This window comes from Mycolicibacterium fluoranthenivorans, from assembly GCF_011758805.1.
Lineage (GTDB): Bacteria > Actinomycetota > Actinomycetes > Mycobacteriales > Mycobacteriaceae > Mycobacterium > Mycobacterium fluoranthenivorans.
In genome coordinates, this window is sequence record NZ_JAANOW010000001.1 from 334,906 (window position 1) to 349,033 (window position 14,128).

Annotated in this window: 14 protein-coding genes; 8 read left to right on the forward strand and 6 right to left on the reverse strand. The window is 66.8% G+C overall.

Features of this window, described 5'->3' with window-relative positions; translation table 11 throughout:
* The first annotated feature begins 15 nt into the window (after positions 1 to 15).
* From FHU31_RS01685 to FHU31_RS01695, 3 genes are all read left to right on the forward strand, one after another.
* Entirely contained in the window at positions 16 to 486 is a 471-nt protein-coding gene (locus FHU31_RS01685; protein WP_167160500.1) for a DUF5078 domain-containing protein, read from the forward strand.
* Positions 487 to 587: 101 nt separating this feature from the next.
* Positions 588 to 1,835, forward strand: coding sequence for an MCE family protein (locus FHU31_RS01690; RefSeq protein ID WP_167155093.1), 1,248 nt, complete (start codon positions 588 to 590; stop codon positions 1,833 to 1,835).
* Between the two features lie 26 nt (positions 1,836 to 1,861).
* Complete coding sequence (locus FHU31_RS01695; RefSeq protein WP_167155096.1) at positions 1,862 to 2,446, forward strand: hypothetical protein; 585 nt, start codon at positions 1,862 to 1,864, stop codon at positions 2,444 to 2,446.
* Between the two features lies 1 nt (position 2,447).
* Here FHU31_RS01695 and FHU31_RS01700 read toward each other — a convergent pair whose 3' ends face one another.
* The gene (locus tag FHU31_RS01700; RefSeq protein WP_167155099.1) at positions 2,448 to 4,271 is read right to left on the reverse strand and encodes a flavin-containing monooxygenase; all 1,824 of its coding nucleotides are present in this window, start codon (positions 4,269 to 4,271) and stop codon (positions 2,448 to 2,450) included.
* 131 nt (positions 4,272 to 4,402) lie between these two features.
* On the opposite strand from FHU31_RS01700, the gene FHU31_RS01705 reads away from it, so the two are divergent.
* From FHU31_RS01705 to FHU31_RS01715, 3 genes are read left to right on the forward strand one after another with little or no spacing between them, the layout of a single operon-like run.
* Positions 4,403 to 5,449 carry a 2,3-butanediol dehydrogenase gene (locus FHU31_RS01705; RefSeq protein ID WP_167155102.1) on the forward strand — a complete coding sequence of 349 codons (1,047 nt, stop codon included), beginning with the start codon at positions 4,403 to 4,405 and terminating at the stop codon, positions 5,447 to 5,449.
* 35 nt (positions 5,450 to 5,484) lie between these two features.
* Entirely contained in the window at positions 5,485 to 6,297 is an 813-nt protein-coding gene (locus FHU31_RS01710; protein ID WP_167155104.1) for an acetoin reductase, read from the forward strand.
* A gap of 53 nt (positions 6,298 to 6,350) precedes the next feature.
* Entirely contained in the window at positions 6,351 to 7,631 is a 1,281-nt protein-coding gene (locus FHU31_RS01715) for a GAF domain-containing protein (RefSeq protein ID WP_167155107.1), read from the forward strand.
* Here the strand turns inward: FHU31_RS01715 and FHU31_RS01720 are convergent.
* Positions 7,624 to 8,409: a serine hydrolase gene (locus FHU31_RS01720; protein ID WP_167160501.1), complete on the reverse strand. Its 786-nt coding sequence runs from the start codon at positions 8,407 to 8,409 to the stop codon at positions 7,624 to 7,626. The genes FHU31_RS01715 and FHU31_RS01720 overlap by 8 nt on opposite strands.
* A gap of 31 nt (positions 8,410 to 8,440) precedes the next feature.
* Complete coding sequence (gene ygiD / locus FHU31_RS01725) at positions 8,441 to 9,208, reverse strand: 4,5-DOPA-extradiol-dioxygenase (RefSeq protein WP_167160503.1); 768 nt, start codon at positions 9,206 to 9,208, stop codon at positions 8,441 to 8,443.
* Positions 9,209 to 9,295: 87 nt separating this feature from the next.
* Here ygiD and FHU31_RS01730 point away from each other — a divergent pair, with 87 nt between their 5' ends.
* Positions 9,296 to 10,636 (forward strand): FAD-dependent oxidoreductase, encoded by a 1,341-nt coding sequence (locus FHU31_RS01730; RefSeq protein ID WP_167155110.1) that lies wholly within the window; start codon positions 9,296 to 9,298, stop codon positions 10,634 to 10,636.
* A gap of 7 nt (positions 10,637 to 10,643) precedes the next feature.
* Here FHU31_RS01730 and FHU31_RS01735 read toward each other — a convergent pair whose 3' ends face one another.
* Positions 10,644 to 11,804, reverse strand: coding sequence for a N(5)-(carboxyethyl)ornithine synthase (locus FHU31_RS01735; RefSeq protein WP_167155113.1), 1,161 nt, complete (start codon positions 11,802 to 11,804; stop codon positions 10,644 to 10,646).
* A gap of 127 nt (positions 11,805 to 11,931) precedes the next feature.
* Entirely contained in the window at positions 11,932 to 12,693 is a 762-nt protein-coding gene (locus FHU31_RS01740; RefSeq protein WP_167155116.1) for an alpha/beta hydrolase family protein, read from the reverse strand.
* A gap of 46 nt (positions 12,694 to 12,739) precedes the next feature.
* Between FHU31_RS01740 and FHU31_RS01745 the strand changes: the two genes are divergently transcribed.
* The gene (locus FHU31_RS01745) at positions 12,740 to 13,639 is read left to right on the forward strand and encodes a mycobacterial-type methylenetetrahydrofolate reductase (protein WP_263988204.1); all 900 of its coding nucleotides are present in this window, start codon (positions 12,740 to 12,742) and stop codon (positions 13,637 to 13,639) included.
* A gap of 13 nt (positions 13,640 to 13,652) precedes the next feature.
* Here FHU31_RS01745 and FHU31_RS01750 read toward each other — a convergent pair whose 3' ends face one another.
* On the reverse strand, positions 13,653 to 14,126 hold the full coding sequence (locus tag FHU31_RS01750) for a hypothetical protein (RefSeq protein WP_167155121.1): 474 nt from the start codon (positions 14,124 to 14,126) through the stop codon (positions 13,653 to 13,655).
* Positions 14,127 to 14,128 lie beyond the last annotated feature (2 nt).

The following is a 14,128-nucleotide window of genomic DNA, read 5'->3' on the forward strand; positions in this document are numbered from 1 at the left end:
AGGGAAATCATCATGATGCGCACCAACTTTCGGAACACCGCCCGGATAGGCCTGGCCGCCGCCGCCCTGGCCGGCGCCATCACCACCGGCATCGCCACTTCCGGTATTGCGTCCGCCGATGCCACCGACGACTACCCCATCCCCAACCGCATCCTGCGCACCCCGTGCACCGCCGAACAGATCATGGCCGCCGCCCGCGACGTCGAACCCGTCTACTACGAGCGCTACATGATCGACTACAACAACAAACCCGCCGCCGACCAACAAGGCGCCCAAGACCGCATCCACTGGTTCTTCTCCATGGACTACGCCGGCCGCCGCCAATACTCCGAAGACACCGCCACCAACGCCTTCTACGAACAAATGTCCTGGCGCTGGCCCAACTGGGCCAAACTGTTCTTCAACAACAAAGGCGTCGCCGCCCACACCACCGACATCTGCCAGAACTACCCGGCAGGCGACATGTCCGTCTGGGACTGGCACTAGCCTTACAACTGTTACCGCAGTCACAACGGGCCGCCCCGGGCGGTGAGTATCACAGCTGTCCGCATATGCGGAAAACTGTTGTGACATGGTGAAATCGACAGGTGTCAGTACCCGATACCGGTGGTCCGGAGCTCGTCGATGAGGGTCCTTTCAACGATGCGAAGGAACCTCCGTACCGGATCGCCGGCGCGGTGTTGCTCGCCGTCGTGGTGTTGGTCTTCGGTCTGACGTGGGCGCAGTTCCGTGGCTATTTCGATGACAAGGCCGCCCTGGTGGTGATGGCCGAGCGAGCCGGGTTGTCGATGGATCCGGGGTCGAAGGTGACCTTCAACGGGGTGCCGATCGGGCGGCTGAAATCCGCGGGTGTGGTGACCGACGGGGGTCGGTCACGGGCCAGGTTGGTGTTGGATGTGGAACCGCGGTACCTGGACATGATCCCGGCCAATGTGGACGCGCAGTTGCGCGCGACGACGGTGTTCGGCAACAAGTACATCTCGTTCCTGTCGCCGGCGGATCCGTCGTCGGACAAGCTCAAGTCGGGTGCGGTGATCAACGCGACGAGCACCACCACGGAGTTCAACACGTTGTTCGAGACGATCATGGGGATCGCCCAGCAGGTGGATCCGGTGAAGTTGAACCAGACGTTGACCGCGGCGGCGCAGGCGCTGGATGGGTTGGGGGACAAGTTCGGTCAGTCGCTGGTCAACGGTAATGACATTCTGGGTGAGCTCAATGCCCGGATGCCGCAGATCCGCAGGGACACCAAGGGTTTGGCGGATCTGTCCGGGGTGTATGCCGATGCCGCTCCGGATCTGTTCGACGGGCTCGACCATGCGGTGGTCACCGCCAGGACGCTGAACGCGCAGCGCGGCAATATCGACAAGGCGTTGATGTCGGCGGTCGGGTTCGGCAACAACGCCGGGGACATCTTCGAGCGTGGTGGGCCGTATCTGGTCCGTGGTGCGCAGGACCTGCTGCCGACGAGCAAGCTGCTGGACTACTACAGCCCCGAGCTGTTGTGTACGTTGCGCAACTTCCACGACGTCGCACCCAAATTCGCCGATATGCTCGGCGGCAACGGCTACTCCCTGGTGCTGGCCGACGAACTGGTCGGCGCCGGAAACGGTTACGTCTACCCGGACAATCTGCCGCGGGTCAATGCGCGGGGTGGACCGGAGGGTCGGCCGGGTTGCTGGCAGCCGATCACCCGCGACCTGTGGCCGATGCCGTATCTGGTGATGGACACCGGTGCCAGCATCGCGCCCTACAACCACTTCGAGCTCGGTCAGCCGCTGGCCGCCGAGTACGTCTGGGGCCGCCAGATCGGCGAACGCACCATCAACCCGTGACGCCCGGCATCGACTAGTTTGACCGGGTGGCTCGTCCCAAACGCTCGAGCGCCACGACGGTGGCGATCCTGACCCTGGTCGGTGCGCTGCTGTGCACCCTGGCGGTCGGGGGATTCCTGCTCTACCCGTATTTCGTGCTGCGACCGTGGCTTTACCACCCAATGTTGTTCGGCGTGCCAGGCTTCCTGCTGCTGGCCCTGGCCTGCTGGCTGGGCTTGGGCCGTACAGCGCTGAAGTGGGCGGGCGTGGCGGTGTGTGCACTGGCCGCGGCGGCGGTGGGGTTCATCGGCTGGTTCGCGGCCGCGTTCGCCAGTCCGATGAACACCCCGTCCGCCTTCCCCTCGCCGGACGGTCGCGCGGACGTGGTGGTGTACCAGAGCACAGCAGGTTTCGCGCCGGATATGACGTGGGAACTGCGGTTGCACACCCGGCGCGGCCTGTTGTCGCGGGAGAGCAGCCTGGGCTGTGTGAACTCGGATGCCATGTCGCTGAACCTCGTTCAGTGGATCGATGCCCACACGGTGCGGGTGGGCCTGTCCCGGGGTGGGATGGTCGACATCGTTGTCGACGACCAGGGCAGGCCCGACCGCACCGTCAACGGGGGCTGCTGACTCAGGACAGGTGGTGCACCTCCTGCAGCCCGTACACCGGCGTGGGCAAGCCCGCATGGCGCGCCTTGAGCTGTAACGCCAGATATAGCGAGTAGTGCCGGGACTGATGCAGATTCCCGCCGTGGAACCACAGGTTCTCCTGCTGGGTCGGCTTCCACATGTTGCGCTGCTCGCCCTCCCACGGTCCGGGATCCTTGGTGGTCTCCGAACCCAGGCCCCACACCTTGCCGACCTTGTCGGCCACCTCCTGGCCGATCAGATCGGCGGCCCAGCCGTTCATCGAGCCGAACCCGGTGGCGTACACCACCACATCGGCGGGTAGCTCCGTTCCGTCGGACAGCACCACCGAATTAGGCGTCAGGTGCGATACGCCGCCGTGGGCCAGCTTGACGCTGCCGTCGGCGATCAGATCGCAGGCGCCGACGTCGATGTAGTAGCCGGAGCCACGGCGCAGGTACTTCATGAACAGGCCGGAACCGTCGTCACCCCAGTCCAGGTCGAAGCCGGCAGCCTCCAGTCGCGCGTAGAAATCCTTGTCCCGCTCGCGGATTGCGTCATAGATCGGGATCTGGAACTCGTGCATGATCCGGTATGGCAGCGACGCGAAGGTCAGATCGGCCTTCTCCGTCGTCATTCCCGCGGCCAGCGCCCGCTCCGAGTACAGGTCGCCCAGACCGAGATCCATCAGCGAATCCGATTTCACGATATGTGTCGAGGAACGCTGCACCATGGTGACATCGGCACCGTTCTCGAACAGGGCCTTGCAGATATCGTGCGCGGAGTTGTTGGAGCCGATCACCACCGCCCGCTTGCCCGCGTAACGGTCGGGACCGGGGTGGTGACTGGAGTGATGCTGATCGCCGAGGAAGACGTCCTGCCCGGGGAACGAGGGCACATTCGGCTTGCCCGACATTCCGGTGGCCAGCACCAGGTGTGCCGGGTGAAGCGTCACCTTCTCGCCGTCGCGGTCGACCTCCACGGTCCACCGCTGGTCCGCCTCGTTGTAGGTGGCTGCCACACACGACGTCTTCGACCAGTACGGCACCTCCATCACCCTGGTGTAGAACTCCAGCCAGTCGCCGATCTTGTCCTTGGGTGCGAACACCGGCCAGTTCTGCGGGAACGGCAGGTAGGGCAGGTGGTCGTACCACACCGGATCGTGCAGGCACAGGGACTTGTAGCGCTTGCGCCACTGGTCGCCGGGCCGCTCGTGCTTGTCGATGACGATGGCCGGCACGCCGAGCTGGCGCAGCCGCGCACCCAGCGCGATCCCGCCCTGCCCGCCGCCGACGACCACCACGTACGGCTGCTCGGAGTAGCCGAGGGTGCGCTCCTCGTCGAGTCGCTTCTCCGCCCACGACCGGGTGTCGGGGTCGGAGCCGTGCACGGCGCCGAGGGTGCGGGTGACGCCCTTGTGCTCCTCGTGGCCCTTGAGCTCCTGCAGCGTGGTCAGCAGGGTCCAGCCTTCATCCCCCTTCAGGCGCAGATGCCCCACCCCGCGCCCGACGGCGGTCTCGAACTCGATGAAGGCGGTCGTCACCTCCCCGTCCTGAGTCGGGGTCTCGCGGGTCCGGAACCCGGAGGGGTCGGTGCCGGCCAGGCGGTTCTCCAGCATCTCGCCGATGGCGTCGCGACCCTCCAGGGTCTTGAGGTTCCAGGTGAAGGACACCAGGTCGCGCCAGAAGCTGTCGACGGCGAACTTGCCGACGGCGCGCTCGATATCGCGGGTGGCCAGGGCATGTTCGAAATCTGCGAGCCAGGCGTCGACCCGCTCCTGGGGCGACGGTGTGGGCGGTGCAGCGGGACGTTCAACGGTCTGGGTCATGTGAGGCAGCACACACCCGGCCCGGCAGGCCTCACAAGGGTTGCAGGGGGTTGCAGCTCGGGCAATGGAGCCGGCGTGCAACCCCTTGCAACTCTTTCGGACTGTGGTCCAGGCCACATAGAACGGACACCATGAAAGCAGCTGTGTACTACGGACCCCACAAGCTCGACGTCACCGAGGTGGCCCGGCCCGAGCCCGGGCCGGGCACTGTCCAGATCCAGGTCGGCTTCAACGGCATCTGCGGGACCGACCTGCACGAATACTTCGCCGGACCCATCTTCATCCCCACCGCACCCCATCCGCTGACCGGCCAGCAGCTGCCACTGGTCATGGGACACGAGTTCGCCGGCACGATCACCGCCGTCGGCGCGGGGGTCGAGGGTTGGGCCGAGGGCGACCGGGTGGCGGTCGAGCCGATCTACCGGTGCGGACACTGCCCCGCCTGTCAGGCCGGCAACTACAACATCTGCGCGCAGATCGGGTTCCACGGCCTGATGTCCGACGGTGGGATGGCCGAGTACACCGTGGTGCCCACCGATATGTTGCACAAGCTGCCCGACAACGTCTCCCTGGAACTGGGCGCTTTGGTCGAACCGATGTCGGTGGCCTACCACGCCGCCACCCTCGGTGAGCCACCCGCCGACGGCACGGCCATGGTGTTCGGTGCCGGACCGATCGGTATCGGGCTGTGGTTCGCCTTGCGGGGCAAGGGTCTTGAGGACATCTACGTGGTCGAGCCGACACCCACCCGGCGGGCGGCCATCGAAGCGCTGGGCGCCCGCACCCTGGACCCGACCGCTGTGGATGTGCCGGCATTCATCGCCGAGCACACCTCGGGCCGCGGCGCCGACGCCGTCTACGACGCCGCCGGGGTGGCGCCTGCGGTGGAAACCGCACTGGCCTGTGTGGGTGCCCGACGGCCGATGGTCAGCGTGGCGATCTACGAGAAGCCTTTGACCACACCGCTGTTGAGGCTGGTGATGAACGAGTCCCGCATCCAGGGATCGCTGTGCTACACCTCAGCCGACTTCGAGGCTGTGATCGGGTTGATGGCCCAGGGCGCCTACGACACCACCGGATGGGTGACCTCCATCGGTATCGACGAGGTGGTCGACGAGGGGTTCGACGCCCTGCACGCCGGCACCAAGATGAAGGTCCTCGTCGACCCGTCCCGCTGACCGGTACGACAACCACACACCGAAAGGCACAGCACATGACACGCACCATCGACGCTCCACTACTGGACAAGGTCGCCTTGGTGACCGGCGCGGGGCGCGGAATCGGCCGGGGTATCGCCCTGGAGTTGGCCCGCCAGGGCGCCGATATCGCGCTCGTCGACACCCAGCACGACGGTATCGCCGCCGTCGCCGACGAGATCGCGCAGATCGGTTCGAAATCAACCACATTCGTGGCGGACGTGTCGGACCGCGATGCGGTGTTCGCCGCCGTGGCGCACGCGGCGTCGGCACTGGGCGGGTTCGACGTGATGGTGAACAACGCCGGTATCGCCCTGGTGGGACCGCTGGCGGAGGTGACACCGCAGGAACTTGCCCGGCTGTGGGCCGTCAACGTCGACGGAGTGCTCTGGGGAATCCAGGCCGCGGTCGCCAAGTTCAAGGAACTCGGGAACCGGGACAAGGGAAAGATCAGCAAGATCATCAATGCGTCGTCCATTGCGGGACACGAGGGGTTCGCGATGCTGGGCCCGTACAGTGCCACTAAGTTCGCGGTGCGGGCGCTGACCCAGGCCGCGGCGAAGGAGCACGCCGCCGACGGCATCACGGTCAACGCCTACTGCCCCGGTGTGGTCGGCACCGATATGTGGGTGGCGATCGACAAGAGGTTCGCCGAGTTGACCGGTGCGGCGGAGGGCGAGACGTTCGAGAAGTTCGCCGCCACGATCGCGCTGGGCCGGCCCGAGACGCCCGAGGATGTGGCGGGTTTCGTCGCCTATCTCGCAGGTCCCGGCGCGGACTACATGACGGGCCAGGCCGGTCTCATCGACGGTGGCATGGTGTACCGCTGAGGCCCGGGCGCCCGCGCGTGACAGCGGGTGTGATGGAGAGCACAATCGAGGCAATGCCCGGTTCGTCGATACCCGAACCCGCGGTCGCGCTCGGCGATGACCCGCGGAGTTACGCGCTGCTGTTGTCCGAGGTGTACGACGCCACGATGGCCGGTGGGCGGTCTCCCGCGAAACCACGCCTGGTCATCGAAGAATCCTGGAACAGGTTGCTGGGTAAGGGTATTGACCCAGAACATCACTGCCCGCCGGACGTGGACCGCAGTGGACTCGATGCGCTGCGGCAGTCCTCGGGACTGATGGCCGTACTCGACGACATCGCCCGCGGGCTGGAATCGGTGCTGGCCGACGGGAACAACATCCTGGTGGTCGCGGATGCGCGGGGGCGGGTGCTGTGGCGTTCCGGGGCGCCCCGGGTGCTGATGAAAGCGGATCGGCTGGGTTTCATCGAGGGCGCCAACTGGGGTGAGGCGGCGGTCGGCACCAACGCGATCGGCACCGCGCTGGTGTCCCGGCGCGCGGTGCAGATCTTCTCGGCCGAGCATTTTCTGCGCAGCCACCACGCCTGGACGTGCGCCGGAGCCCCGATTCGGGATCCGCGCACCGGTCAGGTGATCGGTGCCGTCGACGTGTCGGGGCCGGCGGCAACGGTGCATCCCACCACCATCGCGTTGGTCGACCTCGTATCCCGGCTGGCCGAATCCCAACTGCGCGAGGCGCATGACCGCACGCTGAACCAGTTGCGGGCCGTCGCCGCCCCGATCCTGGCCCGGATGGCGGGGCCCGCGCTGGCCGTCGATGTGGACGGCTGGGTCGCCGCTGTCGGTGCACTCCCGCCGCATCACCGGATCCTGCTGCCGCACAACATCACACCCGGTAGGGCCTGGGTTCCCGCGCTGGGGTCCTGCGATCTGGAACCGTTGAGTGGTGGGTGGCTGGTGCGGCCGGTCGGCGAGGATGACGCCCTAGCGGCGTCGACGCGGGCGACCCTGGATCTGCGCGATCCGAATGCCCCGACGCTCGAGGTGGCCGGGCAGTTCGGGGCGTGGCGGCGGGACATCTCGCAGCGTCATGCCGAGATCCTGTACGTGCTCGCGACCTGCCCCTCGGGCCGTTCGGCGCCGGACTTGGCGGAGGACCTCTACGGAGACCGGTCCCGGGTGGTCACCGTACGGGCCGAGATGTCGCGGATCAGAAAGCAATTGGCCGGTGTGATCGCCGCACAGCCCTACCGTTTCGCCGAATCGGTGGAACCGGACGTGCGGTATCCCGACGATATGCGCGGCTTCTTGGCGGCGTCGAGTGCGCCGGCGATCCGGGCGGCGCGCATCAACTGAGCAGGATCTGGCTCAACCTGGTGGTCGTCGCGACGCCGTCGTCATAGCCGCCCTCGCCGCCGAGTGCATTCATGATGGCGAGAGTGAAGCGCGCGCCGGCCCCGGCGAATCCCACGGAGTTGATCACCCAGCCGCCCTGTTCCTGGGACCAGCCGTTCTTGTTTCCGGGAGCCATCGCCGGTCCGGCGCCCCAGACACCCCACTGTTGATCCGGACTGACCCGCTGCATCTCACTGGCGATCGCCGCGGCATCGGCGGAATTCATCTGGGACAGCACGTAATTCATCAGCCGGTCGAGGTCGTTGGCCGTGGCCTTCTGAAAGCCCCAATAGGGGAACACATCGCTGAACCCCGGTTGGGGCTGCAGGGAGGTCAATCCGTACCGCGGGAAGTCGGCGTTGAACGCCCGATGGTCGGGCCCGCCGTAGCGCGACCACAGCGTATCGGCGGCATCGTTGTCCGAATCGCGCAGCATGGCGATCATCAGCTGACGATCCGCGGCGGAAAGCCGCAGCGCCCCGGCGCGTTCACGGGTCAGCAGATCGACCACCATCGCGAGCTTGATGGTGGAGGCAGTCCAGATCATGGTGTCCGCGCCCGCGTTGGCGTATCTCTGCCCGGTGCTGCGGTCCCGCAGCACATAGCCGATCACACCCGGTCGGGAGGCCAGATAGCTGTCGGCCGCGGCGATACGGGCCTGCAGGTCGGCGCGGGCCGCCGGAGCGACGAATCCGGTGAGCGTCAACAGGGTGACCAGGACCAGCGCCAAGCGACCCATGCGTGCACCCACGCCGCACACAGTATCCCGGTCAGGCGGCGTACGACGTCATCGACAACGAACCGTAGGTATATCCGTCGATCAGGATGTCGGGGGCGGCGGACGGTTCCGCCGCCGCGAGCAGACCGGCGAAGTACAGCGACGGGATGAAATGGTCGGGGGTGGGCACGGCTGCGGCGTAGTCGGGGTGTTCGGTGAGTCGCACCATATCCGCGGGGGAAGCGGTGAGCAGCTCTCGGGCGGCCTCGTCGAATCGTGCGGCCCAATCGAATCCGGAATCAGGTGTGCCCGGATCCATGGCGCGCAGATTGTGCACGATGTTTCCGCTGCCGACGATGAGGATGCCGCTGTCGCGCAGCGGGGCCAGTCGGGCCCCGAGGTCGAGGTGGTAGTCGAGCGGCTTCTCGGCATTGATCGACAACTGGACGACGGGGATGTCGGCGTCGGGGAAGGCGTGCACCAGCACCGACCAGGTGCCGTGGTCGATACCCCAGCTGTCGAGGTCGGAGCCCACCCAGGTGGGCTCGACGATATCGGCGATCTCGCCGGCCAGATCCGGCAAACCCGGTGCGGGGTACTGCATGTCGTAGAGTTCGCGCGGGAAACCGTAGAAGTCGTGGATGGTCCGGGGCCGGGGCATCGCCGTCACCGCGGTGGCGTTGATGTACCAGTGCGCGCTGATGACCAGGATGGCCCGTGGCCGTGGCGCGGATTGGCCGAACTGCTGCCAGGCGCGGGTGTAGCGGTTGGTCTCGAGCGCGTTCATCGGGCTGCCGTGTCCGAAGAAGGCGGCGGGCATTCTCATCCCGCCATTGTCTCCGACGTAGGCCTTGCGGCGCCGACATATCAAATTAGGCTCGCCTTACTTACTTGAGTGAGGTGCTGAGTGCGTGACATCCGTGTGGCGGTGGTCGGGGCCGGTCCGGCCGGGATCTATGCGTCCGACATCCTGACCGGCGAACATCCCGGTGCCCGGGTCGACCTGTTCGACCGGTTGCCCGCCCCCTACGGCCTGGTGCGCTACGGCGTGGCGCCCGATCACCCGCGGATCAAGGAGATCATCAAGGCGCTGCGCCGGGTGCTGTCCCGGGACGAGATTCGCTTCGTCGGCAATGTGCACTACGGCAGCGATATCACCCTCGCCGACCTGCGCCGCCATTACGACGCGGTGATCTTCTCCACCGGTGCCCGCGGGGACCGTCCACTGGACATCCCTGGAATCGACCTGCCCGGCAGTTACGGTGCCGCGGACTTCGTGTCGTGGTACGACGGTCACCCGGACGTGCCCCGCTCCTGGCCGCTGGAGGCCCAGAGCGTGGCGGTGCTGGGCGCGGGCAATGTCGCGCTCGATATCGCGCGGATGCTAGCCAAACCCGCCGACGAACAACTGAGCACCGAGATCCCGGGCAACGTGTACCAGGGTCTGCTGCTCAACCGGGCCACCGACGTGCACGTGTTCGCCAGGCGTGGCCCGGCCCAGATCAAGTTCTCGCCCATGGAGTTCCGCGAGTTGTCGCACTCGCCGAGTGTGGATGTGATCGTGCACCCGGAGGGCTTCGAGATCGACGAGGCCAGTCAGAAGGCGATCAACTCGACGAAATCGGTGAAGCTGGTCGTCGACACGATGATGCGCTATATGGACAAAGAGCCCACCGGGGCGCCCCACCGCATCCACCTCCACCTCTGCCAGGCGCCGGTGGCAGTGCTCGGCGAGGGCCGCGTCGAAGGGCTGCGAACGGAGCGCACCGAGCTGATCGGCGACGGAACCGTCCGTGGAACAGGAGAATTCACCGACTGGCCGGTGCAGGCCGTGTATCGCGCCGTCGGGTACCAATCCACCCATCTGGCCGATCTGCCGTTCGACCACCACGCCGGGGTGGTCCCGCACGACGCGGGACGGGTACTCGACGCGGACTGGATGGTGGTGGACGCCACCTATGTCACCGGCTGGATCAAGCGCGGCCCGATCGGGCTGATCGGCCACACGAAATCCGATGCGGCCGAGACGGTCAGCAGTCTGCTGGCCGACTTACCGGGCCTGCGGCCACCCGTGGTCGGCGACCCCGACGCCATCCTGGCCTATCTTTCCGGCAAGGGCGTCGACTACACCACGTGGGCGGAATGGGAACGGCTCGATGCCCACGAGATCGCCCTCGGTGAGCAGCAGGGCCGGGAGCGGGTCAAGGTGGTTCCGCGCGAGGAGATGATCCGCGCCGGACGCGGTTAGCGCGTACTCACCCCTGCCGGCGTTGGAACGAGGTGATGTTCGGGTTCAGGATCTTTCCGTCCTGGATCTCGATCGCGCGGCGGATGGTGGGGTCGGCGTTCCAGCCCTCGGGCCCGGCGAGTACGGATCGCAGGTAGGGAAGCAGCGCCTCGCTGATCTCCCAGGTGGCGGAATTCCACAGGTAGGACGGGCTGTGGTCGACGGCGTAGTACGTGATGTTGGTGCCGACGGTGAAGGTCGGGTGGTCGAACGAGGTGGGCCTCGCCCAACTGAAGGCCATCGCCTCATCGCAGGACACATCGATGATCACGCTGCCCGGCTGGAACGCCGCGAGATCGTCCTCGACCAGGAATGTCAGTGGCGCATCGGTGTCCTGAAGGACGCAGTTGACGATGACATCGTGCTCGGCGAGAAACTCCGCCAGGGGAGTCCGCCCGCCGTCGATGAGGGCGTAGCACTGCGATCGGCCGCCCGGGCCCGTCGCCTGCTCGTCGAATTGCACGATGTCGGCGGAGTGGATCGGCGAGGCCACCGCGGTGACACCGCGGTGGGTGAGGATGTCGACGTCCGTGACGCCGTGCGCGCTCAGTGCCGTCACCGCACCCCGCGCGGTCGCGCCGAAACCGATCACCGCGGCACGCAGCCGACGGCCATAGGTGCCCGTGGAGCCGATGAGCTGAAGCGCGTGCAGCACCGAGCAGTAGCCGGCCATCTCGTTGTTCTTGTGAAAGACATGCAAGGTGAACGACCCGTCGGCGCTCCAGTGCTGCATGGACTCGAACGCGATGAGCGTCTGGCGGTGTTCGACGGCACGCTGAGTCAGCGTCGCGTTCTGCACGCAGTGCGGCCAGCCCCACAAGACCTGCCCGCCCCGAAGTTCGTCGAGATCGTCGGCGTCCGGCTTGATCAACAGGATGACGTCGCACTCGGCGATCAACTGGGCGCGTGAGCGCACCCCGGCTACCGACTCCGACAGCTCTGTATCGGAGACGCCGAAATCGGCGCCGTAACCGTCCTCCAGATAGATCCGGTCGCGTAGGTCGGCGTCGATGCGGCCCAGCTGCGCCGGGTGCAGCGGCAACCGGTGTTCGTTCTCCTTGCCGGTGCGGCCGATCACGCCGAGCGTGAGATCTGGCGGTGTGAGGTCTGGCAGTGTGGGAATCGTCATGGTGGCACTTCCGCCCTGTTGTCCCCGTGCCGCCCGTCGCGGCTTGCTACGTGCAATGACGCTATGACTTCGGGGAAGCCAGACCACAGGGACGAAAGTCACCAACGTGGTGCGCTGATGGTAGGCGCTAACGGTCACCCAGATACGCATCGGCCCACGCGCCGATGATGCGGCCGGCGCGGTGCGCCTGACCCGGGCCGGTGAGCAGGTGCTCGGAACCCTCCAGGGACACGAAGCTGCGGGGGTGCCGGGCGGTGCGGAAGATATCGCTGGCGTTCTTGATTCCCACCGTGTTGTCGGTCGGGGAATGCAGGATCAGCAGCGGCAGCTTCAGACCCCTGATCTTGTCGTGCAGTTTGGCCATCCGGACGTCCTCGACGAAGGCCCGCTTCAGGGTCAGGGTCTTGCCGCCGACCATCCACTGCCCGCTGCCCTCGGCGAACACCTGCTCAAGGCAGGCGTCGTACTGGTGCTCGACGTGCGACGGATCGATCGGGGCGCCGACGGTCACCACGGCGCGCACCCCCGGGCACTGGCGGGCCGCGGCCAGGACCGCCGCGCCGCCCCAGGAGTGCCCGGCCAGGATATCCGCCGGAGTCCCGCGGTCGGCCATGAACCTGCACGCCGCGATGACGTCGTTGACCTTGACGGTGAAGGATCCGTCGCCCCAGTCGCCCTCGGAGCCGCCCAGCCCCAGCGCGTCGAAGCGCAACATCCCGATCCCGTCGGACGCCAGCTGCTTGCAGATCCGGGCTGCCGCGGGTGAGTCCTTGCCGAGGGTGAAACCGTGCGAGAACACGCCCCAGCCCCGCACCGGGCCGTCGGGCAGGTCGATCACCCCGGCCAGCATGGGGCCGGTTGCGCTGGGAAAGGTCACCCGTTCAGCCATGGGGGAGGTTTACCACGACCCCCAACTCGATCCGTAGGGTATGAGGGTGCCAGCGACCACACCTCTGAAGACCATCGCACTGGAACTCGTGCCGCCGAACGTGGAGCGCGGCCCGCAGTACGCCGTCGACGAGGCCCACAAGGTGCTCGATCTGGCCGCCGCGACAGGGTTGGCAGGCCGGTTCGGCCACATCATGATCCCCGGCATGATCGACGAGGACGACGACCGTCCCGTCGAGATGAAACCGAAGATGGACGTCCTCGAGTACTGGTCGCTGATCCGGCCGGAACTGCCCGGTGTGCGCGGGTTGTGCACCCAGGTGACGTCCTTCCTGGGCCCCGATGCACTGGGGCAGCGCCTCACCGAGCTCAGCGGCGCGGGTTTCGACGGGATCGCCTTCGTCGGCGTGCCGCGCACCATGAAGGACGGCGAGGGGGAGGGTGTCGCACCCACCGACGCGCTGTCGATCTATGCCGATCTGGTGCCCAACCGCGGCGCCATCCTGATCCCCACCCGCGACGGTGAACAGGGCCGGTTCAGCTTCAAATGCGGCCAGGGCGCCACCTACGGCATGACGCAGTTGCTGTACTCCGACGCGATCGTGGGCTTCCTGACCGAGTTCGCCGAGCAGACCGATCACCGGCCCGAGATCCTGCTGTCGTTCGGGTTCGTGCCCAAGATGGAGTCCAAGGTCGGACTGATCACCTGGCTCATCCAGGATCCCGGCAATCCCGCGGTGGCCGCCGAACAGGAGTTCGTGACCACGCTGGCCGGCCTGGAGCCCGCCGAGAAGCGGACCCTGATGCTCGATCTGTACAAGCGGGTCATCGACGGCGTCGCCGATCTCGGATTCCCGCTGAGCGTGCACTTCGAGGTCGCCTACGGGGTGTCCACACCGGCGTTCGAGACGTTCGCCGAGATGCTGGCCTACTGGTCGCCGCGCTAGCAGGCCTCAGGCCTCAGGCCGCGAACGCCGGTGCCAGCTGCACCCGCAGCACCGGATCGGAATCCAGTCGGTGGCGCAAAGCGCTCTCGAACTGCCAGATCGAGGCGAGGTCGTGGTCGAGGCGGCAGTCCACCGCGGCGGCCGAACCCGACGGCGGCGGGCTGGCGGCGACATGATCGGCCACCCAATCGAGAAGGGCGCGCGGCGCCGCCAGGTAATGGCGCGGTTGGGGCAGGGTGACGACGGCCGCGTACAGCAGGCCGTGCTCGGTGATCACGATGTGGGTGGCGGCCACGTGTACCGGTCCCCGTCCCTCGGCCCGGCCCCATTCGGTGGCGGCCAGCCGGCCCTGGAGGACGTGCAGACGCACATCGTCGGTGAGGAACCTGGCGAACTTGTCGGCACCGATCTGAGGTGACGAACTCAGATCGGTGTCCAGGCAGGCCCGCAACATCTCGCCGAAGTAATCGAACAGCTGATCGCTCATGA